The organism is Pseudobacillus wudalianchiensis (genome assembly GCF_001685015.1).
GTDB classification, from domain to species: Bacteria; Bacillota; Bacilli; order Bacillales; family Domibacillaceae; genus Pseudobacillus; species Pseudobacillus wudalianchiensis.
In genome coordinates this window covers 91,315-116,030 of sequence record NZ_MAYT01000031.1, presented here as the reverse complement: position 1 = coordinate 116,030, position 24,716 = coordinate 91,315, and the positions used below count along the sequence as shown (strand labels likewise).

Genomic DNA, 24,716 nt, shown 5'->3' with positions numbered 1-24,716 from the left:
AACTGCTGCCCATACTAAACAAACAGCAGTTTTCTAAACGTTTAACAATCATGGATCAGAATGTACGCGGTTTTTACAGGTCTGTGTACACCGATGACAAGGTTCATTTCAATATCAGCAGAGTTACTTGGCCCCGTTATAAAGTTAATACAGGTATGACAAGAAGGATGGTACGTTGCTTTTCCATTTAGTTTCGCTCCGATATTTTCCACTTTTAATATATCTACCAGAAATTCAGTAAATTCATAGATTTTGGCCGCAAGCTCCCTTACCTTCAATTCCCAAAAAGGATCGCCTCCAAGAATATGCGGATACTCTTTAAACATGGCCGCGCATGATCCTGAAGGCGCGACTACATATTCTGCTTCTTCAAATGTGTGGATCATATTTTTCATGGCAGCCTTCGAATCTTCCACATATCCGCTGTTATAAGCAGGCTGTCCACAGCATACCTGCCCTTCGGGGAATGATAATTGGCAGCCGGCTCTCTCTAATACCTGTACCACGCTCTTTCCAACATTTGTGTAGAATATATCTACTAGACACGTAATAAATAAACTGACTTTCACCTTGCCACCATCTTTGTAGAAGTGTTTTTTATTAAGCCATTATCATCTATTATTACAATATAAAAGTCTAAATATTTTAAAAATAAAATATTTAAGCAAAAGATTATATCCTTTTTCAACCATCATCCACTTGTTGAATTTGAAAATCATTATCAATTATAGTTGACATTCATTCTCAATTAAAATATGATGAATACGTGAGCAGCATACTTGTCCCGTTGCTGTTCTCTCATCAGAAAGAATAATATGCACACGGCTGTGCGGTGCCCACCCGCATAGCCCCCTCTCATAAAGTCTTCTCTCATCCTAAAAAAACGACCGGAATCACCCGGCCGCTCAAAAATTTGTCCTCTCCATCTAGACTATTAATAATACAGCACATTCACTTTCTTGCATTTCATACAAGTTTCATAATATTGATCGCCTTTAAAACGATGATCACAGTTTTGTTGAATCACTCTTACACGATTTTGCAGGAACAGAAGCTTTGCTTTTAGTTGGTCGATTTCCTCTTCAATTTTATGAATATTCATCTCTATCCCTCCTGATCGCTATTGATAAATGCGGCTGCCAGCTTTTTTGAATTCTTCCGCCTTCTCATTCATTCCTTTTGTGATCGCTTCAGCTGTATCCAATTCATTTTCCTTTGCATAATTGCGAATATCTTGTGAAATTCTCATGCTGCAAAACTTCGGCCCGCACATCGAGCAGAAATGAGCCGTTTTTGCCCCTTCCGCAGGCAGCGTTTCGTCATGATATTCCAAAGCTCGCTCTGGATCTAGAGATAAATTAAATTGGTCTCTCCAGCGGAACTCAAATCGTGCCTTTGATAAAGCGTCATCTCTCTTGCGAGCGCCTGGATGCCCTTTAGCTAGATCAGCAGCATGTGCGGCAATCTTATACGTGACTACACCCGTGCGCACGTCATCCCGATTCGGCAATCCCAAATGCTCCTTTGGCGTAACATAGCAAAGCATGGCAGTGCCGTACCAACCAATCATGGCCGCTCCAATCGCAGAAGTAATATGGTCATAACCAGGAGCAATATCAGTCGTCAATGGACCCAATGTATAAAACGGAGCCTCCTGGCAAACTTCAAGCTGCTTGTCCATATTTTCTTTAATCAAGTGCATAGGCACGTGACCTGGACCTTCTACCATTACTTGAACATCATGCTCCCAAGCGACTTTCGTTAGCTCGCCGAGTGTCTCCAATTCAGCAAATTGCGCTTCATCATTCGCATCCGCGATGGACCCCGGACGCAATCCATCCCCTAAAGAGAAGGAAATATCGTATGTTTTCATAATCTCGCAAATCTCTTCAAAGTGAGTATATAAAAAGTTTTCTTTGTGGTGATATAAACACCATTGTGCCATGATAGAGCCACCGCGGGAAACAATACCCGTTACACGCTTAGCTGTTAACGGAACGTAACGTAAAAGAACACCTGCATGAATAGTAAAATAATCTACTCCCTGCTCTGCCTGCTCAATCAATGTATCCCGGTATACTTCCCACGTGAGATCTTCTGCTACACCGTTCACTTTTTCAAGTGCCTGGTAAATAGGAACGGTTCCAACCGGAACAGGAGAATTACGGATAATCCATTCACGCGTCGTATGAATATTCTTCCCTGTAGACAGATCCATAATATTATCGGCTCCCCATCGAGTCGCCCATGTCATTTTCTCTACTTCTTCTTCAATAGAAGAAGAAACAGCAGAGTTGCCAATATTTGCATTGATTTTCACATGAAAATTACGACCGATAATCATTGGTTCAATTTCAGGGTGATTAATATTTGCCGGAATAATCGCCCGGCCTCTTGCTACTTCTTGACGCACAAATTCAGGTGACATATTTTCCCTTAAAGCGATGAACTCCATCTCAGGGGTGATGATGCCCTTTTTAGCATAGTGAAGCTGTGTGACATTTTTTCCTTTCTTTGCGCGCAGCGGCTGACGCTTTAAGCCAGGGAACACTTGATGATTAGCCCGCGGGTCATTTTGCTCCTTGTAGCCATTGTCTTCGGGCTTAATCTCTCTTCCTCGATACCCCTCGGTGTCATTACGCTCTTGAATCCACGGGCTGCGAATAGCTGGCAGTCCTTTCGTAATATCAATAGAATAATCAGGATCTGTATACGGACCGCTCGTATCATAGACACGTATTGGCGGATTTTTCTCTTCTCCAAATGTACCAGTCGTTGGGCTTAATTCAATTTCACGCATCGGCACTCTTACATCTGGACGTGAGCCTTGAATATACACTTTTTTGCTTCCGGTAAAGCTAGACATGATGGAAATGTTTTTTTCGCTTAATGAAGACGTAGACATAAAAAAATCTCTCCCTTTTAACGTTTTAATCGTTTTAGGACGAGATGGATGCATAACATGTGGAAAAGTAATGGATGTACATACACAAAAAAGCCGGTGTCCAATAAATGGATGGACCCGGCTAATATGTATGCAGAAGTAGTCATTACACAAGAAATTGTTCTAACTTCCCCACGCTGGTATGAACCAGATCAGGTCCCAAGAGTCAAGAAACTTCAATGCGTTTCTTTCTCAGCCCAGCTCATTGGACTCCCCTAGTTATAACTATTCAATTTAATTCTATTATACGTGAATGCACAGTAAAATCAACTGTATTTTCAGAATTTTTTTATAATCTCGTATCCTTCCAAAAGTTTTGTACGACATGAGCGGATGGGGAATAGGCTTGAAATTGATAGCCTTGCTTCTTTAAATAATCAAGAATTTGCGGAAGCATTTCTGCAGTGATTTTTTTCTCGTGCAATAAAATCACAACGTGCTGGTCGCCTCTCTTCTTTTGCTGAGCAATTCCAGCTTGGATATTTTGTAAAACTCGGGCTTTGGAACTAGCATTATACTTCCAGTCCTCACTATCTATATCCCAATCCCATAACTTGTAGCCTCTTTTAGCCATCGCATCACGAAAAGGCTGTTTTAAATAAGGAGAACTGCCGAATGGAGCGCGAACTAGGACCGAAGATTGGCCGGTAATTTTTTTCAATGTTCCATTCGTTTGGTCCATTTCACCGATAAAGCTTTGAGGTGAATTGTACAGCGGATTTACTTTATGCGTTACACTGTGTAAACCAAGATAGTGCCCTTCTGCTGCTGCTCTATTAGCAGCAACTCCATATCTTGCAATATTAGGCTCGACATAGAAAAACGTCGCTTTTACTTGATAAGAAGCAAGGGTGTTTAGAATACTGGCCGATTGAGGACTAGGACCATCATCAAATGTAACATAAACCGTTGGAGTCTTAGCTGGCGAATCGCTGTTAAATCGATCAAAAAACGATTGATTTTCTGTTAAAAACTCTTGATTGGATAGCTTCGCGCCAACCTTTGTATAAATTCGGACAGTGCTGCGCTGGCTCAAGTAATCTACTTGAAAGCCAAACTGCTCCGCAAGCCAACGAATACCGATATAAAAACGCCCATTTTCCGTATAGGTAACAGCGGGAGCAGCCGCTTTTCCGTTCAGCAAGGCTGTGTTCGTTTTGGTGTTAATTTTTAATTGCTGTCCGTTTTTTTCAAATGTGTAAACTCCTTCTTTCTCATTAACCGTCTGTTTGATATATAAGTAGTGCGCTAGTTTTTCTGATGGAGCAACCGCCTGCCCCTTAATCATAAACGCTTCTCCGGTAGTAAACGGAAGCATCTTATCATGAAGTCCTATATAGATATTTTTCTTTTCAGCTGCATAAGCTGGCATGCCGCCTGCACAAATAAAGAACAACACCAAACTACACATAAGCATGAATCTTCTTTTCATCCTCTTACCCCTTTTTCCCCACTAAGGTTTTTCTATTTTTCTATTTTTCTATTTTTCTATTTTTCTCCATTATAATACACATCTTTTTCTTTTGTTACAAAAATATTAAAAATATTACTCAATAAAGTTTATGCAAAAAAGTGACCCTTATCACTCTTTTTCTGTATGTAAAGAGTGAAAGGAGGTGATCCCGTTGGCACAAACAATACTAGTCAAATCTACCTTAAGTCTTGTATTCGACCATGGATTCAATCGCGATGGAAAACCGCTTTATAAAACAAAAACGTTTACTAATGTGGATGAAAAAGCAACGGCCGACGAATTAGAAACAGCCGGAGCAGCTATTGCCGCTTTAACTGACACCCCGCTTGTCACCATTGCCCGAAATGATTATTTTGAAATCTATTAATTAGGAGGAAAATAAGCGATGGCCAAAACACTTCAACTGCAATTTACGACAGAGCTTGGAAAAACAGCTAGCCTATCCATTGAAAATCCGAAAGAGCCGATTGATCCTTTAATCGTGAAACAGTCTATGGCAGCGATAGTGGAAGCAAATGTATTTAATTCCACATCGGGAGCTTTCACAGGCATTAAAGGCGCTAGCCTCGTCGATCGAAGCGTCGAAACCATTCCCATCAGCTAATGAGCAGAAGAAAGGAAAGCTAGAAGACTGGCTTTCCTTTCTTCTATAGGAGGAGAAAAAATGGAGCAAATTATGCCTTTTATTCAGGAGGTAGGATTTCCGGTTGCCGTTACCTTTTATTTGTTATATCGAATTGAGACAAAGCTGGACGGCGTTATTCAATCAATCCAAACATTGCCTGAGAAAATGCGGGGCTCATAAGAAGGGACAGCGTGCAAAAGCATGCTGTCCTTTTCGTCCTGGCCAACCTTCTCACTCATCTGTGTTGGCCTTCTTCTCTTTTCACCATCACTTTCTTCAATTCCCTTTTCTTATCTTTCTTTACTAATACATATAGGACATCTTCCGGAAAAAGTCTTGTAGCGCCTTCTGGAGTAATCAGCTGATCGTCACGTATGACGGCTGTAATTAATGTTTTTGGCGGCAAATCAATTTCCTGAATTGGTTTATTAGCTGCCGGCGATTCTTCCAGGATGCGTACTTCTACCATTTCACTATTTGTTTTACCGATTGAAATCAACTCTAGGCTATGCGGTGACTGTGACCTCTTTCCTGCTCCAGCCACCCTGAGCAGTTCAGCCGCTTTAGAAATGGTCGTTCCTTGAATGACAGTGGATAAAAGCACAACGAAGAAAACAACATTAAACATGAGCTGCCCGTGCTCAAGTTCTTCCACCAAGGGATAGGTTCCAAGAATGATCGGAACGGCCCCTTTCAAACCAGCCCAGGAAATAAAGAGCTTTTCTTTTACATTTATTTTTGAAAAAAGCAAACTGACAAAAACCCCGACTGGACGAGCTACCACCATAAGGAAAATAGCCAATGTGATCCCTTGCCATACCACATCAAGCAGATCCTTCGGAAAAACAAGAAGACCTAAAATCATAAACATGACCATCTGCATCACCCATGCCATTCCCTCATTAAACCCAAGAATAGAATGGCGATAAGTTAAATCAGCATTTCCAATGACAATGGCCATTACGTAAACAGCTAAGAATCCGCTCGCATTCATAATGGTAACCGTACTAAACGCAAAAATAGATAGAGCGATAGATAAAACCGGATAAAGACCAGAGGAGTCGAGATTAATCTTATTAATCAACCAAACAGAGATGACACCGAACAAAATACCGAGGATGAGTCCGAGCCCCATTTGCCAGAAAAAACTTAAAATGAGGGTAAGAGGTTCAAATGAAGGAGATTGAATCACTTGAATTAAACTAATTGTCAAGAAAATCGCCATTGGGTCATTAGAGGCTGACTCTGCTTCAAGCACGGTTGTCAACTTAGGCTTCACATTTTTACTTCCAAGAACACTAAAAACAGCGGCGGCATCAGTCGATCCAACAATCGCACCGACGAGAATACCTTCTGCCCATGTTAAATCAAGCACAAATTTTGCGGCCATTCCCATTGTGATTGTAGTAGCAATCACCCCAAGGGTAGCAAGCGATAAAGATGGTTTGTACACCGTCTTCACGCTTTTCCACTTTGTCTGCAAACCGCCTTCAAATAAAATGATGACGAGCGCCACCGTTGCAATCAATTGCGCGAGCCAGGCATTATCAAAGAAGACAAACTGGTTTAATACCATGCCGACCGCAATAAACAACACGAGTGATGGCAATCCGAGTCTAGTAGAAAACTTAGCACTTATGACACCAACTAACAAAAGAATAGAAAAAGCTAACACAATGTTTTCAATCGTAAAATTCATCGCACTCTCCTTTTCAGAAAATAATATCTCTTCTTACCTTATAATACATCCACATTTCCCCTAAAATAAACCTATCAAAAAGAAATTGGTGTTTACCACCATTCCTTTCATCCCAAACATATATTTATACATTTTAAGGAAACAAATATTTTTACTCACGCTAAAAGTAGGAGTTTTTACGTTTTATATAATTATATGTTTTTAACTAATTTAAAGAGGCTATATAAGAAGCGTACAACAAATATTCCACTTTAAGGAGAGGATACAAAATGGCAAACAACAATAATAACGATAAGAAAATGAGTGTGGAAGAAGCTGGACGCAAAGGCGGAGAAGCTACTGCCCGTAACCATGATAAAGAATTCTACCAAGAAATCGGACGCAAGGGCGGAGAAGCCACGGCTGAAAAACATGGTAAAGAATTCTATGAAGAAATTGGCGAAAAAGGCGGAAATGCCCGCGCTGAACAAAGAGAATCTAACGAATAAAATTAAAAAAATAAATGTTTAATTAGTTTATAAAAAGGTAATATAAACCACATGATTCATTAAATTAAAAAAGGAGCTGGATAAAATGGCAAACAACAATGAAAACAACGAAAGAAAAATGAGTGTAGAAGAAGCTGGACGTAAAGGCGGAGAAGCTACTGCTGAAAACCATGACAAAGAATTCTACCAAGAAATTGGACGTAAAGGCGGAGAAGCTACTGCCGAAAACCACGATAAAGAATTCTATCAAGAAATTGGACGCAAGGGCGGAGAAACTACGGCTGAAAACCATGATAAAGACTTCTATCAAGAAATTGGACGTAAAGGCGGAGAAGCTACTTCTGAAAATCATGATAAAGAATTCTACCAAGAAATTGGACGCAAAGGTGGAGAAGCTACTTCTGAAAACCACGACCGGGATTTCTATGAAGAAATCGGTGAAAAAGGCGGAAATGCCCGCGCTCAGCAACGCGATAATGACTAATTAACTTTTAGTTAGAAAAGCTAGAAGTGAATAATCAAAAAACGAGTGAACCTTAATAGGTTCACTCGTTTTTTTCATTCCTATTTCGTTCTCAACATCTCATGACGATCTGTTATGCTTTCTCTCCATATGTATCCAGCCGTAATAAATAGCCCAAAATACTAAAGGTACCATGATCGCATACTGCTTCATTCCAGCAGGCAGATAACAAACTAGTATGATTAGCAATATAAGTGCTGGCAGCAAAAGAATAAAATATTTTTTCTTATCCATTTGTCTTTCTCCCCCTCCTTAACACAATGGTCTGTTCCATTTCACTTGCATATTTCATGCTTCTACATTTTTAGTTCACCAAGTAACTAATACCTATCTTATTATCCTTTTTCATATTAAACCAAAAAAAGAAGTTTCAGGAAACTGCACTTTATTACTAATAATCAAGCTCTTCTCATAAAATTTATTCGCTCTTTTAGTATGATTCTATCATTTTGTTTTAGCAATATTTACAATAATGATAAAATTCGTCATCATCAAGAAGAATATATTTTCCTATTAAACTTTGAAAAAAGGAGTACATTTCTATGAAAAAAACCCTTCAGGTTCTTTGTATCATAAGTTTATTTATGCTCTGCTTCTCTTTTGTCAGCAACCATTCAGCAGAAGCAGCAAGCCCTAAAAAAGCCTATGTAGCAGCCGAGTCTGTATACTCTGGTGGTGGACACAGCAGTAAGTCTCGCGGGATTGATTTATTTATGGGTCCAAAAGATGCAGCCATTTATGCTTCTAAATTAAATTCTAGCTGGAAAGCTTCTGTTGCGTGGGCGGCGGCAGGTTTTATTCCGGGAGTCGGGCCTTTTATCACAGGAGTAGGAGTAGCTGAAACTGTAAAATCTCAACAAGCTGCTAAAAAAATTGAAAAATTAGCTAAAAAAAATAAAAAGGTTCACGTTTTTACTCAAGATGGTTTAATTTCAGTTAAAGAGTGGGACAGCAAAGCTTCATCTATTAAGACTTCGATGCCAAAAAGCAGCACCCAAAAAATGGGCAATATTAGAACAAGTATTAAAACAAAGGTTCTTAAAAAAGTAGTGAAATAAGAACTTTTTCTAAAATCGTTATTGTTACTCATTAATACCATTCCTTCTTTATGACGATCAGATCTTTTTATAAAAGGGCTGGTCGTCTTTTAGATAGGCTCTTTTGCAGTTGGTTGCTGATTTTTGCTACAGGCAGACGTTTTTCCCGCTAAAATCGCCGCCTTCCACTCTAATCAACTATTAAAACTAAAAAATAACATTTACCATTAACAGAGCTTTTAGCTAAAGGCCTCCTCCTTCTACACCGCTTGCTTTACACTCCAAGTTTGCCATATCAATAATTAAATCCCCTTCAAGTAGTGTTGCATTCTACTTAAAGGGGATTACTCTATCTTATTTATTGAACTATTACCCAGCTTGTTCTTCGTGCTGTTCTCCTGTTGCTGTTTCTTTTTTCGTAAGCAAGCTTACAATGACGAAGACGATAGCAGATAACGGCAGCGCATAAAATAAAGGGTCAACATGTGTCATCGGATAAGCTAATAGCGTATCTTTTCCGAATAAAGCTTTGGATAGCCCTAGAACAGCTGCTTCCTTTTCATGCAAGAAGATAAATCCTAAAATACTGATGGCGAAACCAACGATCATACTTGCTTTTGCTCCTGCTCTTGTGGAACCTTTCCAAAAGAACGCTCCAATCATAACAGGTAAAAAGCCGGCTGCACATATGCCAAACCAGAAAGCCGTCGCCTGTGCGATAACCCCTCCCGGCAATACATAAGACAACACAACAGCTGCTACAATCCCAATTAATACACCAATGCGGGAAGCATCGATTCCAAAAAATGATGTAACCCCAAAACTCTTCAAAATGTCTTGTCCAAAGGCAGACCCTTGTAAGTGTATAAGAGAGCTGATCGTTGAGATGGCTGCTGATAACAATGTCAAAGTAAATAAGTAAACGAACCATTCTGGCATTAAGTGATTAATCAAAGCAGGGATCACGAGGTCTACATTTCCTTTCGCTGCCTCTATAGAAAGCTTTCCTACATGCTCGTGGAAGTAAAGATTACTGATCGGTCCAAGCATAAAAGCGGCACCCGTCATGAAGAAAATGAAGACTCCGCCCACAATGACTGAACGGTATAGAGCCTGATTATTCTTAACCGTCATGAAGCGCATGACAAGCTGAGGCTGCGCCAACACACCAATTCCCACTCCCATAACAATTGTGCTGACTAACGTCCACCAAATGGGAGAACCCAGTTCCGGCATCGAAGTCCAGCCGCGGTGTCCTTGTTCCACTAAGGACTGGGGAACGAGATCCTTCATTGCCGTTAAGCCGGCATGTCCAGCTATGACGCCCCCTACTGCTTTGTAGCCCATAAACAAGAAGATAGCCATCCCAACAAACATAACAATGGCTGCAAAAGCATCGGTATACATAACGGCTTTAATCCCGCCGCTTAACACATAAAAACCGACAATAACGGCTAATACCAACAGTGCCACATTATAATTCATCGAAAGGGTTTCTTGCAGAAAGCGCCCTCCCCCAACTAAAACAATGCTCGTATAAGCCGGCATTAGGACAAAAATAATAATACCAGAAAAAACAGTGATGAATTTCGACTGATAGCGCTTTCCTAAAAGCTCAGCAAATGTGTAAGCCTCCAGCTGCTCAGACACTTTTCGAATGCGCGTCCCAAAGAAGACAAAGGAAACAAAAACACCGAACACAATATTTAAAAAGCAAAGCCATAGCAGACCAAAGCCATATAAGGATGCTACACCGCCAAAACCAATTAAAGAAGAAGTACTGATAAAAGTGGCTCCGTAAGAAAGCGCCATAACAGTAGGATTAATGCCTCTTCCTCCGACTAAGTAATCCGCTTCCGACCTTGTTGTTTTATAACCATAATAGGCAAGTGCCGACATGATGCCCAAGTAAAGTAAAAGTATCGGGATTAATATAGCAAAATTCACTTACCTCACTCCTCTTCTCCGCGATTCCACATAACTGCCCCAAAGACAACACAGCCAACCATCGATAAAATGGTGCCAATCCAAGCAAAAGCAATGATTGGATCTTCCATACCAAACATGACGACTTCCTCCTTTTATTCTGCCTCTTCGAAAATGAAAAGAAGCTATAATAAGCTTTCAGGCTGTTGATAAATGCCCGCTTTCTTCCTTGCTCGCCTGCCATGCTTATGCTCCTCATGGGCACTCTGCTATTCGTTAGGTTTGCATCTCGAAAGACAACTATCAATCAGCCTGATCACTCTGCCTGCGCTCTCAGCTCTTTCGTATGTGTCTCATTCTACTTTCCTGAAGCTGTTTTTTTGTAACGAGCATGGATATTATTCTGTTTATACGTGCCCGCCTCACTAAATTCGATTAGCTCCATAGACAGTGCTAAATAACGCTTAGCGAAAAGATCAGCGAAATGTTTTTTTATAACGGCAAACAATTCATCACACACCGCTTTTTTTACTTCTTCAGAGCGGCCTGCGCCAATTTTCAACGCAGCATGGACAAAGGCATCATCTTCTGTCCCATCAGCAATGAAATAATCTTGCAGTTCAATAGCTCTTGAACGAATGCCCCCAATTGGAAACACATCACCATAGGAAATAAGCGTTTGATTGATTTTCTTGAGCAGAGCCGGAATATCCGCCTCTGCTTTAATATTATCCGTATATTCAATAATGAAATGCGGCATGCAGGTCTCCCCCTTTTATGTTGTCTGCTGAGACGTTACCTTTTTAGAAGTCTCCTTGATGCCAAAGGTTTCATCTCCAACAATAGTATTCACCAGGCGGCCGATCCCTTCGATTTCCGTAATGACTTCATCCCCAACTTTTGTATCAACCGACCCTTTCGGTGTACCTGTTAAAATGATGTCTCCCTCATTCAATGTCATAAAGCTGCTCAAGTATTCAATTAAATAAGGAATATCAAAAACCATATCTTTCGTGTTGCCTTCTTGCGTGAGCTCTCCATTTACATACGTTCTCAATGTCAAATTCATTGGATCCTGAACAGCTGCTTTATCAACGAACCAAGGGCCAATTGGTGTACATGTATCCCGGTTTTTCACTCGTAAATTTGGACGATAGTAGTTTTCTAAATAGTCGCGGATGGCGTAATCATTAGCGACGGTATAACCTGATACATATTCATAGGCCTCTTCTCGTTTCACATTCCGTGCCGGGCGGCCAATGACAACAGCAAGCTCACATTCATAATGCATGTAGTCAACGTCTGCTGGCCGCCGCGTCTGTCCTCGATGTCCAATAAAGGTGTTTGGCCCTTTTAAGAAAACAAGAGGCTCTTCTGGTGCTTTAAAAGAAAGCTCCGCAGCATGGTCGGCATAATTCAACCCTAAAGCAAAGACAGTTCTCGGTTCTACTGGCGGAAGCCATACAACATTTTGTTCTTCGACAATCCGGCCATCATTTAGCTGTAAGCGGCCGTCTTTCTCCACAGCTTCATGAATCGCTCCTGCATAAGCCACTTTCGCTCTCTTCATTTTAAGCCCCCCTCTGCTGGTTCTTTTTCAGGTACAATCGTATTTTCTAGCACGCCTACTCCCTCTATTTCAATACGGACAACATCTCCCGCTTTAGCAAGCGGTGCCTCTTCAGGAACACCTACAAGAAGCGTATCCCCGACGCGCAGCGTCATGAAATCTGTTACGTCTGCCAATAATTTAGCAACTGGGCGAATTAAGTTTGCTGTTGTATTTTCTTGACGCAATTCTCCATTAATATATACGCGTGTATGTACCTGATCAGGATGTTGAACCGCTTCCCGCTTTACGATCCATGGGCCGATTGGACAAAAGCCATCGCGTGCTTTTTGGCGGATTGCCGGGCGATAGACGCTTTCATGTGGAATGCTGACGTCATTCACCACCGTATAGCCCGCTACATAGTCCAGTGCCTCTTCTTCACTTACCCGTGTAGCTGTACGGCCAATAACAATACCAAGTGCCGCTCCCATTTCAAGCGCTTCAACTCCTTCTGGAAGTAGAATCGGCCGATTATGGCTATTAATCGTGTTAGCTGGCTTAATGTAAAGAATAGGTGCTTTAGGAGCTGCTTTATAAGGCGCTTCATTCACCGCCTCTCCCAGTGCTTCCAAAGCTCCTTTATAGTTTAAAAGCGTGCCATAAACCGTTCCGGAAACCGGTGCATCAACAGCTAATTGTTCAAAGCTGAATGACTGACCTTCTTTTTCAATGACACCTTCCGTCAGTTTCACATTAATTTCATCTGATTGCAGCGTGCCTTGAAATTTCACGTTTGCTGTTATCATCTTTCTTCCACTCCTTTGGCAATATTCTTTCTAGCCCTTTTCTTCATGGAACTTTGTGAACAGAACTTTTTTATAAAGAAATTCTGGACAGGGTGAAAGGGGAGACATATGACTGCTCCCCTAGTTTCTCTTTTATTTATTAACCAAGCGGCCATTAAATGACCATTTCATCTCGTTGAATATAGTCACTCACTTCAGAGGTTTCACTTTGCTTGCCAAACATGTATTTCAGCCATTTGATGTTTACTTTTTTTCCGTACGTATCGGTGAAACAATCTTTCAGCTGAATAAGCAAAGACGGCTGACGGTCTGTTATAGACATCTGATGGCAAACACCTTCATACACCCGGCCCTCTATTTCTGCTTCCACGCGGTACACACCCAGCTTTGGCAAGCGGTACTCTTCCGCAATATCCGCCTTGATAAATTGATGGTTCTTATAGAATAAAGAGTTTTGCTTTACTTCACCTCTCACCTCGTAAGCATAGCCGAGCAACTCTGAAGCACACTCTACTTTCCCAGCAGCTAACAACTCACGGACCGCTGTCGAACTGATTTTTTGAGCTTGCTGTTCAATTTTCTGAACTGTTGTCACTTCAAACTTGCCTCGTCCTGCTTCGGTGAGTGTTTCCATGTTGCCTTTTCCTTTATGGCCATAGTGATAGTCAAATCCGGCCACTACATGTTTGCAGTGAAGCCCCATAATATAGTGTTCAATAAAATCTTCAGGGGATAACTTTGCAAAGTCCGGAGTAAATTTCACAATGAATAATTGATCAACACCAAGTTCCTGAAAACGCTCTTCTTTTACTGGCAGCGGCGTCAAGTAAGTCATAGGCCCCTGGTCCGGAAAGAGAATATCTTTCGGATGAGGAAAAAAAGTCATAACGTTGAATTGATATCCCTTTTTTCTTGCTGCTGCTTTTGCTGCCTCAAGAATGCCGCGATGCCCGATATGGACTCCGTCGAAAAAACCGAGTGCCAGTACACAAGGAGCTGATCCAGCTTGTGTGGGAATTTGGTTTGGATATTCAATGTGAATCGTTTCCATCAGTTGCACGTCCCCTTTCGTTTTACTTAAGCAAGCTGGCCTTCTGCAAGCTGGCCGTATTTTCCTTCAAAGAAAGTAAGCGGTGACCCTTCCCGTAAGACAATGTCCTGCACTTCACCGATGAACAGTGTATGATCTCCGGCTACTTGCTTTGAATAAACATTACAAACCACATTGGCAAGCGCATCTTTAATGACTGGCACATCCTGAATGCGATCAAATTCTGCCTCGCGCTTTTCCTTAATCTGGCCAGCGAACAGCATAGACACTTCCTGTTGCTCCGCCGCTAAAATGTTGACAGCAAATTTGCCAGATTCATTGATTTTCTCAAGCATTTTTGCTTTTTCACCAATTGAAATTAAGACGAGCTTCGGATTGAGTGACACGGACATGAAGGCATTCGCCGTCATGCCGTGTGCTTCTCCATCCAACTCGGTCGTAATCACTGTGACGCCTGTCGCGAATTTCCCCATGGCGTTGCGAAATAAACGATCATCCATCCTGTGTTCCTCCCGTTACGTTAAATGATAAATTCAGGTTTCTTTTGTTCAAGCTTCGCTGCTTCTGTTTTCACATATTCTCCTGTTTCGATATCTAAGAATGGAGATGTTTCATTGAACCAGCTATCCGGTGCTTTAGCTCCCCAGAATGTTTGGCGGCGAGGATCATTTAAATCCCAGCGAATTGGTTCAAAATCAGGATCACTTGTTAAGTAGTCTCCGTTATACAGTTCAATACGGTGACCGTCTGGATCTCTTAAATATAAGAAGAAAGCGTTAGACAAACCATGACGGCCTGGTCCGCGTTCGATACTGTCCGCATATCCAAGGGAAGCAAGAACGTCACAGCAATGAATCAAAGCTAAAGGATCTGGCAGCCAATAAGCAAAGTGGTGAAGCCGCGGACCTTCTCCATTCATGAACGCCTGGTCATGAACGCTTGGCTTGCGATGCAGCCAAGCTGCCCAAATGCTTTCATCTTCCGTTGCTGTATATTCTGAGCAGGCAAATCCTAATTCGTTAATGAAGAAATCGTATGCCTTTTGAACGTCCGCCACAGCACAGTTCACGTGGTCGATCCGTTGAATTCTTGCTCCTTTATAAAGGTCATAACGCTGAAGCAGACGCTCTGCTTTATCCATTTTGCAGAAGAATTCAAGCGGCAGGCCAGATACGTCATGTACATGAAGCGCACGTCCAAGTGCATACTGTGTACCTTCTTCTAGCCACTTTGTTTTCAATCCTTTTGATTGGAAAAGTGCTGCCAGCTTGTCAAGATCTTCTTCCTTCTCTACTTTATAACCAAGTGCGTGAACACCGACTTTTTCAGACTTCTTCAACACTAAGCTGTGATGAACATGCTCTTCTAAGCCTCTTAAATAGATGCAGTCATCCTTTGTTTCTGTTTCAATAAATCCTAAAGCATCTACATAGAATTTTCTTGAGCGCTCAAGATCCTTTACATTCAGTACTGTTCTTGCAATGCGGATAATATTAAAATCCATTGCCCTTGCCTCCCTTTTTTCACTTGTAAGAATCGTCATCTTTTATTCAGGCTGTTGAAACATGCTTTCTTCCCTCTTCACCTATCTGCATCATCCTGATTCTCATCCAGATTTCGTCTTGAAAGAAAAGCCTTCTCAACGAGCCTGACATTGTGTACAGCAGAATTTGCTTGCGAATTATTTTTGAACAAGCTCTTCAGAACGGTCTAAAAACTCTTTTACGCGATCTACATACTCTTGCTTGTCATAGCCGTTATACAAGGCACTTGCCATTCTCACTGGATCTCCGAAGAAGAAGCGCTCATACAATGTTTGTCTTGTACCAAAGGCACTCATGCAGACATCCCATGCTAGACGATACAACTTCACACGATCGTAAGCGTTTCCAGTAGCGGACTGTAAGTATTTATCGAGATCCGGACGGAGCTCTGAATTAAAGTCTGCTTCGTTTGGAATCGCCATTAAGCCGCTGGCACCGAGCAATTGCATAATTTCACTAAAGCGCGGGTAGATCTTCGGATAGTAGTTGCGAGCAATGTTCAATGGCGTGAAGTCCGGTGTCATGATACCCCATTTATCAACTTTGGCATTCGCTTCTGCCGCTGCTACGTAAGACTTGACTGTTTCTAACGCTATAATGATTTCAGAAGCTTTCTCTTGAACGTGCTGATATTGGCCAATGTTAATCGTTTCAATCATGAGCTGAACTAAGCCGAGGATAAACTCTGTTTTTGCCACGTTTTTCGAAACGACTTGGTGCGTCATATGAACGACCGCATTACTTTCGTTATAGGCCTGGTTACAAACGCCAACATCACCGAGTGCAAAGACGCGATCCCACGGAACTACCACATCGTCAAAGACAACGATCGTATCCATTTCCTCAAAGCGTGAGCCAAGCGGATGGTCAAAATTAGACTTTCCGTAATCGAAGGATTCACGGCAGATGAACTTTAACCCAGGCGTATTATTTGGAATAGAGAAAGCGTAAGCATAAGGGTTTTCTTCTTCCGCTTGTTTTAACAAGGTAGACGGGAATACCATGATTTCATCTGTAATGCCGCCTTGAGTAGCCAGTAATCTAGCTCCTTTAATCACAACGCCTTCTGACGTTTTTTCTTTAATGCGGGCTGCGATATAAGGATCTGGCAGCTGAGCAGCATTCACACCACGGTTTACTTGCGGCTGGATAAGTGTATGCGTTAAAGACAAATCATTCTCTCGACAGTATTCATAATATTTCGACATATTTTGAGCGTAGAAAGGATCTTGCTTGCCGAACATTTCAGATGCTGATCCGTAGGCCATCATTCCAACATTAATGTAATCCGGTGAACGCCCCATCATTCCGTTGTTATGACGCGCCCACTCCTGCATCATTTTGCGGCGCATTTCCAAATCTTCTTTCGTTCTTGGCTGGATAAAAGACGTACCAACACGATCCCCAGTCGTTGGCGACTCGTACGTCATGAAATCCTTTTTCTTTGGATCATGCTGCATATCATACAACTCAGCCTGTGTTTTCATAACCCCTTTGAAGGCAGGATGCTCGGAGATTTTTCCTTTTACTTGCTCTCCATCAATCCAGACGTTCGCTTGAGCCTGATCGACTCTTTCGATGTATTCCTTACCTGTTTTAGCTGGCATATAACTCTCTCCTTTTTTAATGAAAGTGGAAGGCGCTCGGTCAGCGGCGACCAGCATAAGACGGGCTGATGAATTGGCGTTTTTCAGCCATGCAGTCAGCTTGGCTTACGACCTCGAGCCGTTAGCGCCTGTAACTAGACAATCTTCAAAGTGGAAGGCGCTGGCTTAGCGCCCTCTCTTTTAATTATTCTGTTTACTTTCCGAATTGCGGGATATGGTGATCGCCAATGGCCACGTGAATGATTTTTGGTTCTGTATAAAATTCAAAGAGTGCATAACGTCCGCCTTCTCGACCGACACCGCTGTCTTTCATTCCGCCGAATGGAATTCTTAAATCACGGACGTTTTGTGCATTGATCCATATCATGCCGGCTTCTACTGCCTGGGCTACACGATGCCCGCGTTTAATGTCGTTCGTCCACACGTATCCAGCAAGGCCATAACGCACATCATTTGCTGCTTTAACCACTTCTGCTTCGTCTTCAAATTCAATGACCGCCATAACTGGCCCGAAGATTTCTTCCTGGCACACTCTCATCTCATTTTTGGCATTTAATAAAAGTGTTGGCGGCACAAAGTTGCCGGCTTTCACTTCTTCAGGCACTACTCCCTGAATCACTTCACAGCCTTCTTCTTTAGCCAATTCAATGTAGCTTTTAACTTTATTAAAATGTTCTTTTTCAATTAGCGGTCCAAGCTGTGTTTTGGAATCCATTGGATCGCCGATCTTAATATTCATGACACGTTTCTTTAATTTTTCTGCAAACTCATCTTTAATGTTTTTATGAAGGAACAGACGAGAGTTCGCTGTACAGCGTTCCCCATTAAAGGAGAAGATTCCCCATACCGCTGCATCAAGAGCGCGGTCAAGATCCGCATCATCGAACACGATTAGCGGGGACTTGCCACCAAGTTCCATCGATGTTTTCTTTAACGTATCTGCCGAATTCTTAATAATGACAGAGCCTGTTGTTGTTTCTCCAGTAAAGGAAATGGCTTTTACATCTGGATGTGCCACAAGCGTTGCGCCTGCTGTTTCTCCGAAGCCGTGAACGATGTTGAACACACCTTCTGGAAGGCCCGCTTTATCAATTACTTCTGCCAGTTTGTTCGCTGTCAAAGGGGATAGTTCCGCCGGTTTTAGGATCACTGTATTACCCGTTGCCAAAGCCGGAGCAACTTTCCATGTTTCTAGCATAAATGGCGCATTCCATGGTGTAATGAGCCCGATTGGTCCAAGCGGCTTATATACAGTGTAATTAATGAATTCATCATCCATTGGGTACGATTCTCCATGCAGTACCGATTGCACCATGCGAGAATAAAAACGGAAGTTCTCTGCTGCGCGAGCTGCCTGTTTCTTCGTCTGGCTGATCGGAAGACCCGTATCAAGAGATTCCAAATAAGAAATTTCTTCCGCATTTTCTTCGATCAAATCAGCGATTCGTTCGATATACTTCATGCGTTCTGCCACTTTCATCTTTCCCCATGGCCCTTCTTCAAACGCTCTTTTTGCAGCTGCTACTGCTTTGTTGATATCTTCAGCACGTCCTTCAGCCACCACGTTATTTACCTTATTCGTAAATGGATTGATGTTTTCAAATGTGGCACCTGCTTCGGCATCTGTAAACTGGCCATCAATATAGAGTTTTACATCCTCTACTCGTTTATGGGTTAGCTCTTGTTGTCCAGCTGCTTGTACTTGCATCATGGTCACTCCTTTTCCATTTCCTCCACCTTTTTCATAGAGGCTGATTCGTTCTTTTGTTCAATTAATTAGTTAGTTGAAACGCCTTCTGGCAAAATATTGTATGATTTTAGCACTTCACGAATTTCATCCTGTAATTCCTGCGTTGGCAAGGCCATTGGCTTGCGCAGAACTGGCTCGATTTTGCCCATCATGCCGAGGGCTGCTTTTACTGGTGCCGGATTCGTATCTTTAAAGAGAACGTCATTTAACGGCATTAATTCGTAGTGAAGCTCAAGTGCTCTTTCTGTATTTCCTTCCATCCAAGCGTTGTGCATTTCTGCTACTTGAGCTGGGGCAACGTTTGCTGTTGCACTGATAGAACCAGCACCGCCGATCGTCAGCATCGGATAGCAAAGCAGTTCAATACCGGAGAATAATTTGAAATCTCTGCCACAATTCAGCAGGACACGGTTAACATGTTCAAAGTCTTTGTTGGACTCTTTAGCACCGATAATGTTCGGGCAATCTTCCACTAAACGAGCTAGCGTTTTGACCTCTAGGTTGACCCCTGTACGTCCTGGAATGTTATAGACGACGATTGGAATATCGACCGCATCCGCAATCGTTTTATAGTGATTGTAAAGAGCATGCTGGGAAGGTTTGTTGTAATAAGGAACAATAACCATTGCCGCATCAGCACCCATTTCCTGTGCTGCTTTCGTTAAGCGAAGCGCTTCATTGAAATTAACAGAGCCTGTACCCGGCGCAAACGGCACGCGGCCATCGATTGTTTTGATCGCTGTTTCCATGACAAGCTCTCTCTCTTCTACTGTTAGGGAACTTGGCTCTCCGGATGTACCCGTAACGGAAATTCCGTGGCTGCCGCTTTCAATCTGCCAATTGATTAAGCTCTTAAATGTATCAAGGTCCAAACTCTCGTCCTGCTTAAAAGGAGTAATGACCGGTGCAATCGACCCTTTTAATTTTTCTTTCGCTTCCTGAACTTTTGACATGTTTTCTTCGCTCCTTTTTCATCATCACGAAGAAGTAACGATTCTACTTCTTCATTCGTTCTATGGATTCCTTTTTCACTAAATAAGAAAGTTTTAAAAATTTAGAAAAAATAGTGGAATCGTTTACATAAATAACTTAACATAGGAATTAAAATATTAAAAATATTAAAAATATTGGTTAGGTATATTTTAAAAGTATACATAGTTGTAAGGAGGTTCCAAAGTTGGATATTCGACAAATTCGCTATTTCGCCACCATTGCAGAAGAAGGTCAAATTACAAAAGCTGCCAAAAAACTTCATATGGCCCAACCACCTCTTAGTCAGCAGTTAAAAGCGTTAGAAGAAGAACTTGGTGTCTTGCTATTGGAACGTAAAGGCAGAAGTCTTGAATTAACAGAAGCAGGAGAAGTTTTATACAAGAAAGCGAAATATCTTTTAGAAAAGATGGAGGAAACTGTTATCGAAGTCAAAGAAGTCGGAGACGGTTTAAAAGGGGTATTATCCATCGGCTCTGTTAAAACCTGCTTCTCTTACATCCCAGAACGCTTTCTTCATTTCAGAGAGAAATACCCACATGTCAAATTCCGCTTGAAAGAAGGCGATTCTTTCTTATTAGCGAATTATTTAAAACAACGTGAAGTGGAATTAGCCATCGTGCGGCTTCCGCTTGAAATGGATGAGTTCTCTTATCTTCCTCTGCCGCCAGATCCATTTGTTGCTGTTATGCCGGAGAAATGGGATCACCCTGCTGTCATCCAGATGAATGATCTGAAGGACATGCCACTCATGCTATTGCACCGGGTCAGTGGTGTGGGCCTTTATGAACTCGTCGTGAATGAGTGTAAAAGACATGGATTTAGCCCTAATATTATTTGTGAATGCCCTGACGCTGCAATGTTATTATCGCTCGTCCGGACCGGCTTAGGAACGGCTCTTCTGCCTAAATCAACCCTCCTCTCCTTTCCAACGGATGGTTTGAAGGTAATTGAAATTGAAGACTGTACCACTCAATCAGAATCTGCCATCATCTGGCTCAAAGACCGCTACTTATCTAAAAAAGCAGAGCGGTTTCTCGAAACGTTCTACCCGGTTGAAACCCTGATTGATTAATGAAAAAGGAGACCGTGATGCACGGTCTCCTTTGTTTATTGATCGTCGTTACTCTAGAAGTTTTGTTCACTTCTTTGCTAGTTTTGCTCGTCTCTTCTCTTTGTTTCGCTTAACCCCTCCGCCTCTACTGCCGCCATAAATTCCTCCGGCTGATCGAGGCGCAAGTATATCCTTTCAGCTTTTTTAGTGAATCCATATATATACTGAACGGTTGCCGGGCTTTCTAGCTCAATCACGATTTGCGGTTCCCCTTTTTCTATATCGGCATACATACCATGAAAAGCTGTTTTGTCCTTCTCGTTATATTCTCCAGGCACTACGCGGCGAATTGAGAGAATATTTCCTTTTACAGCCGTGACCCTCTTCATTAATCCAATGGGAACTGTAATTTGGTCGGGCTCCACGATAATCGGATTAAGACGAATCGCTTGGATTTCACCGATAAAGAAGAACACCGTATATATGTTTAATATGACCATAACCCACGCAATTGCGGGATTCATCGAATGAATGAGCCAATGTACCCCAATGGTCTCCAGTACAACCGCATGAATAAGCATGATATTAAAAGCAATGACGCTCGTGCGACGATGGGCCGTAAAGTACCGATTGGATTCTGGTGTTTTTTGCTTCCAGCTGGCCAATGCAAATTTCCACATCATCCATTCAGAAATCATTACTTTAGCAAAGCGATTCTCTGAAAAAGCAGCGTCTGCTTGCTGCCAAACAGCTAGTGTCAGTGCAGCTTCCTCTTTGTTCGCTTTTACTTTTCGCCGGATGGTCTGTACTGTTTTCACAAGACGAACGACAATCCAAATCTCAGCTATAAACAGAGCGGCTTCCCCTGCAACTAACAACCAGCCAACCCATTCCATTCCGGCAAGCCTTCCATTGGGAATGATCGACTTTCCAACAAAGTAGCCGAGCAGCGCCACGCCAATGACAGGAGCTATCTGCCCTTTTTTCTTAAAAACGAAGAAGTAAGCAAGGAGCGGAATGACAATGATAAAATCAAGTAAAGATCCCATCGTAACGAATTTCATTTCATGGGCAGGAAGGGGGATTAAGTGATGAGCAGAAAAGTTAGCGAGCACAATGATCCCAGTCAACGCTAAAAACCATTTCCATTGTGTGGATGACAAACGGGCAGTATTCATAAAAACCCTCCTTTAACTGATTTCCTATTATGTAATTACTTCCATTTTATAAAAAAACAGACCGTTGTTTCATCTGAAATGTGACAAAATTCCTACGTTTCCTTTTTTATCAAGAAAGGGAACAAACTGTGTTAAAATAACGATAAAGTTTTTACTTATACGGAGGGCTCGAAGTTGATTTTTCCTTACATACTTTTAGGAATCGCAATTGTGTCAGAAGTATTCGGTTCAACCATGTTGAAACTTTCAAATGGTTTCACACGTTTATCTCCAATAGCAGGCGTCATCGTCGGATTCGGGATTGCCTTTTATTTATTATCCATCTCTTTGAAAACGCTGCCTCTAGGAGTGGTATATGCTACGTGGAGCGGCTGTGGAACGATTCTCACAGCAGTGGCAGGTGTATTATTTTTCAAAGAAAAGATCAATCGACAAGGCGTATTAGGAATAGGGCTGCTAGTGGTTGGACTCATTCTATTAAATGGCTAAGGAGCTTCAAAATGAAAGGAATGCTATTTTTAACACTTGCAATCTTGCTTGAAATATTCGGTTCTACTATGTTGAAACTATCAGATGGATTTACTAATCTTGTTCCATCTATCGGGGTAGCTGTCGGCTTTCTTTCTGCCTTTACTCTCTTTAGCTTCGCACTGAAGAGCATCCCTCTGTCTGTCGCTTATGCGATTTGGTCTGGTGCGGGTACGGCCCTCACTGCTATCATCGGTGTGCTGGTGTTCGGCGAAAGCTTTGGCGCCTTAAAAATCAGCGGATTGTTTCTTATTATTTTTGGTATCACTCTGCTCAATGCCTCTTCCCAAAAAGCGGCACAAGATGAAGGGTAGCTTATACTAGTTAGTAAATAAACTTAAAAGCGGACTTTAATAAGTCCGCTTTTAAATTCCTTCTATAAAGCCGTTTTTTCAGGAATGGCTTTTTTTTCTTTTAACTCTTTATTTTTTTTTTCGGACATGTTGAACAGTTCCTCATTCAATCCTTTATAGGTGGAGTAACACATGACGAGCATAAGAACAGCAAGCGGGACAGCCGTTGCTACTAGAGCTGACTGTAATCCAGATAAACCGCCCGTCATGATCAAGACGACTGAAATAGCCGCGATGACTACTCCCCAAATAATTTTCGTCCGATGAGCTGGGTTTGGATTTCCATTCTCACTGATCATGCCTAATACGAAAACTGCCGAGTTAGCTGATGTAATAAAGAAGACAAGCACAAGAACCATCGCCAGGATACTGAGGAATGAACTCATTGGAAAATACTCGAAAAACTTAAACAAAGCAGACGTTACATCCGTTGATACTGCCGTGGCGAGCGCCTTTTCCCCCATGTTTTGAATGAGGTGAATAGCCGATCCGCCCATTACCGCAAACCAGAAGAAGGAACCAAGAACAGGAATGAATACGGCCCCCATCATAAATTCCTTGATCGTTCTGCCTCTGGAAATCCTGGCAACAAAGCTGCCGACAAGCGGTGCCCAAGCAATCCACCAGCCAAAATAGAAGAGCGTCCAGCTGGCAATCCAGGAACCATCATTATACGGCTCTGTCCGAAATGACATTCCAATAAAATTTTGAACATAGTCGCCAACTCCTTGGAAGAAAATCTTAAAGATTGATTGAGTCGGCCCAAGAAAAAGCACAAAGCCCAATAAAGCAAACGCAAGAATCATATTCAGATTGGATAAATTCTTCATCGCTCCTTGCAGCCCTGAAACGGTGGAACCTACATAAATAAAAGTAACGACAATCACAATGATCGCTTGTGTTGTAATATTCATTGGGATTCCCCACAGGAAGTTCATGCCGCTATTCACTTGCAATGTTCCAAAGCCAAGTGAAGTAGCGATTCCAATCACAATCGAAAGAATGACCATCACATCAATTGCTTTACCTGCTGAACCACTAATTCTATCTCCAATAAGAGGATGAAAAACGGAACTCAATGAGGACGGAAGTTTTTTTCTAAACTGAAAGAAAGCCAAGGAAACTCCTACGAGAGCATAACAGGCCCAAGCCGATACGCCCCAATGCAAGTAAACAAATTGCATCGCGAGCTTTGCTGACTGCTCAGAAGAGGCCTTGCCAAATGGAGGGTCAATATAATAGGAAACCGGTTCTGCTACACCCCAGAATACAAGACTGATACCAATAGAAGCGCTGAAAAGCATGCCAATCCAGGTAGCTGTTTTATATTCAGGCCGGTCATCATCGTCTCCTAGACGAATTTGCCCAAACTTAGACAATCCAATATACATGCAAAAAGCAAAGAAAATAAATACACTTCCAAGAATAAACCATCCTAAGTTGTTATAAATAAAACTCAGTGATGAGTTAGAGAACTTTTCTAATTGTTTAGGGGCAAATACACCAATACTAATTAATAATAAGCTGGCCGCTAAAGAAGTATAAAAGACAGCTTTTTTGCTATTCATCCAATCACTCCTATAAGGT

At 41.9% G+C, this 24,716-nt stretch carries 26 protein-coding genes, 2 pseudogenes and 1 riboswitch; of the genes and pseudogenes, 9 read left to right on the top strand and 19 right to left on the bottom strand.

Features of this window, described 5'->3' with window-relative positions; all coding sequences use genetic code 11:
* Positions 1–44: 44 nt before the first annotated feature.
* The 4 genes and pseudogenes from A8F95_RS23445 to A8F95_RS21845 all read right to left on the bottom strand — a co-directional run.
* Positions 45–569 (bottom strand): annotated as a pseudogene (locus tag A8F95_RS23445) ((Fe-S)-binding protein); the annotation flags it as partial.
* 365 nt (positions 570–934) lie between these two features.
* Positions 935–1,102: a serine protease gene (locus tag A8F95_RS19970; protein ID WP_065412161.1), complete on the bottom strand. Its 168-nt coding sequence runs from the start codon at positions 1,100–1,102 to the stop codon at positions 935–937.
* An 18-nt stretch (positions 1,103–1,120) separates the two neighbouring features.
* Positions 1,121–2,905 (bottom strand): phosphomethylpyrimidine synthase ThiC, encoded by a 1,785-nt coding sequence (gene thiC / locus A8F95_RS19965; RefSeq protein ID WP_065412160.1) that lies wholly within the window; start codon positions 2,903–2,905, stop codon positions 1,121–1,123.
* Between the two features lie 151 nt (positions 2,906–3,056).
* Positions 3,057–3,171: riboswitch (TPP riboswitch) on the bottom strand.
* A 62-nt stretch (positions 3,172–3,233) separates the two neighbouring features.
* Positions 3,234–4,376: a polysaccharide deacetylase family protein gene (locus A8F95_RS21845; protein WP_077247470.1), complete on the bottom strand. Its 1,143-nt coding sequence runs from the start codon at positions 4,374–4,376 to the stop codon at positions 3,234–3,236.
* A 193-nt stretch (positions 4,377–4,569) separates the two neighbouring features.
* Here A8F95_RS21845 and A8F95_RS19955 point away from each other — a divergent pair, with 193 nt between their 5' ends.
* The 3 genes from A8F95_RS19955 to A8F95_RS19945 are packed head-to-tail and all read left to right on the top strand — an operon-like array spanning position 4,570 to position 5,223.
* Positions 4,570–4,785, top strand: coding sequence for a DUF1659 domain-containing protein (locus A8F95_RS19955; protein WP_049664179.1), 216 nt, complete (start codon positions 4,570–4,572; stop codon positions 4,783–4,785).
* An 18-nt stretch (positions 4,786–4,803) separates the two neighbouring features.
* Complete coding sequence (locus A8F95_RS19950) at positions 4,804–5,022, top strand: DUF2922 domain-containing protein (RefSeq protein WP_065412159.1); 219 nt, start codon at positions 4,804–4,806, stop codon at positions 5,020–5,022.
* 60 nt (positions 5,023–5,082) lie between these two features.
* Positions 5,083–5,223 carry a YvrJ family protein gene (locus tag A8F95_RS19945; protein ID WP_049664186.1) on the top strand — a complete coding sequence of 47 codons (141 nt, stop codon included), beginning with the start codon at positions 5,083–5,085 and terminating at the stop codon, positions 5,221–5,223.
* Between the two features lie 55 nt (positions 5,224–5,278).
* Here the strand turns inward: A8F95_RS19945 and A8F95_RS19940 are convergent, their stop codons facing one another.
* Entirely contained in the window at positions 5,279–6,742 is a 1,464-nt protein-coding gene (locus A8F95_RS19940) for a potassium/proton antiporter (protein ID WP_065412158.1), read from the bottom strand.
* A 269-nt stretch (positions 6,743–7,011) separates the two neighbouring features.
* On the opposite strand from A8F95_RS19940, the pseudogene A8F95_RS19935 reads away from it, so the two are divergent.
* Positions 7,012–7,218, top strand: a pseudogene (locus A8F95_RS19935) (KGG domain-containing protein); the annotation flags it as partial.
* Positions 7,219–7,315: 97 nt separating this feature from the next.
* A complete protein-coding gene (gene gsiB / locus A8F95_RS19930; RefSeq protein WP_065412156.1) occupies positions 7,316–7,714 on the top strand; it encodes a glucose starvation-inducible protein GsiB in 399 nt (132 codons plus the stop codon).
* Positions 7,715–7,813: 99 nt separating this feature from the next.
* On the opposite strand, the gene A8F95_RS22740 is transcribed toward gsiB, so the two are convergent.
* Positions 7,814–7,987 (bottom strand): hypothetical protein, encoded by a 174-nt coding sequence (locus A8F95_RS22740; RefSeq protein WP_176713770.1) that lies wholly within the window; start codon positions 7,985–7,987, stop codon positions 7,814–7,816.
* Between the two features lie 308 nt (positions 7,988–8,295).
* On the opposite strand from A8F95_RS22740, the gene A8F95_RS19925 reads away from it, so the two are divergent.
* A complete protein-coding gene (locus tag A8F95_RS19925) occupies positions 8,296–8,811 on the top strand; it encodes a hypothetical protein (RefSeq protein ID WP_065412155.1) in 516 nt (171 codons plus the stop codon).
* Between the two features lie 348 nt (positions 8,812–9,159).
* Here the strand turns inward: A8F95_RS19925 and A8F95_RS19920 are convergent, their stop codons facing one another.
* From A8F95_RS19920 to hpaI, 11 genes are all read right to left on the bottom strand, one after another.
* Positions 9,160–10,737, bottom strand: coding sequence for a sodium:solute symporter family protein (locus tag A8F95_RS19920; RefSeq protein ID WP_065412154.1), 1,578 nt, complete (start codon positions 10,735–10,737; stop codon positions 9,160–9,162).
* Positions 10,738–10,742: 5 nt separating this feature from the next.
* Positions 10,743–10,856 carry a symporter small accessory protein gene (locus A8F95_RS23340; protein ID WP_331457005.1) on the bottom strand — a complete coding sequence of 38 codons (114 nt, stop codon included), beginning with the start codon at positions 10,854–10,856 and terminating at the stop codon, positions 10,743–10,745.
* 218 nt (positions 10,857–11,074) lie between these two features.
* Positions 11,075–11,476 carry a 5-carboxymethyl-2-hydroxymuconate Delta-isomerase gene (locus tag A8F95_RS19915; protein WP_065412153.1) on the bottom strand — a complete coding sequence of 134 codons (402 nt, stop codon included), beginning with the start codon at positions 11,474–11,476 and terminating at the stop codon, positions 11,075–11,077.
* A 15-nt stretch (positions 11,477–11,491) separates the two neighbouring features.
* Entirely contained in the window at positions 11,492–12,286 is a 795-nt protein-coding gene (locus A8F95_RS19910) for a fumarylacetoacetate hydrolase family protein (protein WP_065412152.1), read from the bottom strand.
* A complete protein-coding gene (locus A8F95_RS19905; RefSeq protein ID WP_065412151.1) occupies positions 12,283–13,074 on the bottom strand; it encodes a fumarylacetoacetate hydrolase family protein in 792 nt (263 codons plus the stop codon). The genes A8F95_RS19910 and A8F95_RS19905 overlap by 4 nt, the downstream gene beginning before the upstream one ends.
* A 154-nt stretch (positions 13,075–13,228) precedes the next feature.
* Positions 13,229–14,125 carry a riboflavin kinase gene (locus A8F95_RS19900; protein WP_065412150.1) on the bottom strand — a complete coding sequence of 299 codons (897 nt, stop codon included), beginning with the start codon at positions 14,123–14,125 and terminating at the stop codon, positions 13,229–13,231.
* Positions 14,126–14,151: 26 nt separating this feature from the next.
* Complete coding sequence (locus A8F95_RS19895) at positions 14,152–14,625, bottom strand: flavin reductase family protein (RefSeq protein ID WP_049664212.1); 474 nt, start codon at positions 14,623–14,625, stop codon at positions 14,152–14,154.
* A 20-nt stretch (positions 14,626–14,645) separates the two neighbouring features.
* Positions 14,646–15,629 carry a 3,4-dihydroxyphenylacetate 2,3-dioxygenase gene (gene hpaD / locus A8F95_RS19890; protein WP_065412149.1) on the bottom strand — a complete coding sequence of 328 codons (984 nt, stop codon included), beginning with the start codon at positions 15,627–15,629 and terminating at the stop codon, positions 14,646–14,648.
* Between the two features lie 177 nt (positions 15,630–15,806).
* Positions 15,807–17,276 (bottom strand): 4-hydroxyphenylacetate 3-monooxygenase, oxygenase component, encoded by a 1,470-nt coding sequence (gene hpaB, locus A8F95_RS19885; protein ID WP_049664218.1) that lies wholly within the window; start codon positions 17,274–17,276, stop codon positions 15,807–15,809.
* 193 nt (positions 17,277–17,469) lie between these two features.
* Positions 17,470–18,984, bottom strand: a complete 1,515-nt coding sequence (hpaE, locus tag A8F95_RS19880; protein ID WP_065412148.1) for a 5-carboxymethyl-2-hydroxymuconate semialdehyde dehydrogenase — start codon at positions 18,982–18,984, stop codon at positions 17,470–17,472.
* Between the two features lie 68 nt (positions 18,985–19,052).
* A complete protein-coding gene (gene hpaI / locus A8F95_RS19875; protein WP_065412147.1) occupies positions 19,053–19,979 on the bottom strand; it encodes a 2,4-dihydroxyhept-2-ene-1,7-dioic acid aldolase in 927 nt (308 codons plus the stop codon).
* A 224-nt stretch (positions 19,980–20,203) separates the two neighbouring features.
* Here hpaI and A8F95_RS19870 point away from each other — a divergent pair, with 224 nt between their 5' ends.
* On the top strand, positions 20,204–21,091 hold the full coding sequence (locus A8F95_RS19870) for a LysR family transcriptional regulator (RefSeq protein ID WP_065412146.1): 888 nt from the start codon (positions 20,204–20,206) through the stop codon (positions 21,089–21,091).
* A gap of 77 nt (positions 21,092–21,168) precedes the next feature.
* On the opposite strand, the gene A8F95_RS19865 is transcribed toward A8F95_RS19870, so the two are convergent.
* On the bottom strand, positions 21,169–22,248 hold the full coding sequence (locus tag A8F95_RS19865; protein WP_065412145.1) for a hypothetical protein: 1,080 nt from the start codon (positions 22,246–22,248) through the stop codon (positions 21,169–21,171).
* A 174-nt stretch (positions 22,249–22,422) separates the two neighbouring features.
* Here A8F95_RS19865 and A8F95_RS19860 point away from each other — a divergent pair, with 174 nt between their 5' ends.
* On the top strand, positions 22,423–22,737 hold the full coding sequence (locus tag A8F95_RS19860; protein ID WP_049664236.1) for a DMT family transporter: 315 nt from the start codon (positions 22,423–22,425) through the stop codon (positions 22,735–22,737).
* Positions 22,738–22,748: 11 nt separating this feature from the next.
* Entirely contained in the window at positions 22,749–23,090 is a 342-nt protein-coding gene (locus tag A8F95_RS19855; RefSeq protein WP_065412144.1) for a DMT family transporter, read from the top strand.
* Between the two features lie 62 nt (positions 23,091–23,152).
* Here A8F95_RS19855 and A8F95_RS19850 read toward each other — a convergent pair whose 3' ends face one another.
* Positions 23,153–24,697, bottom strand: a complete 1,545-nt coding sequence (locus A8F95_RS19850) for a BCCT family transporter (protein ID WP_065412143.1) — start codon at positions 24,695–24,697, stop codon at positions 23,153–23,155.
* Between the last annotated feature and the right edge of the window lie 19 nt (positions 24,698–24,716).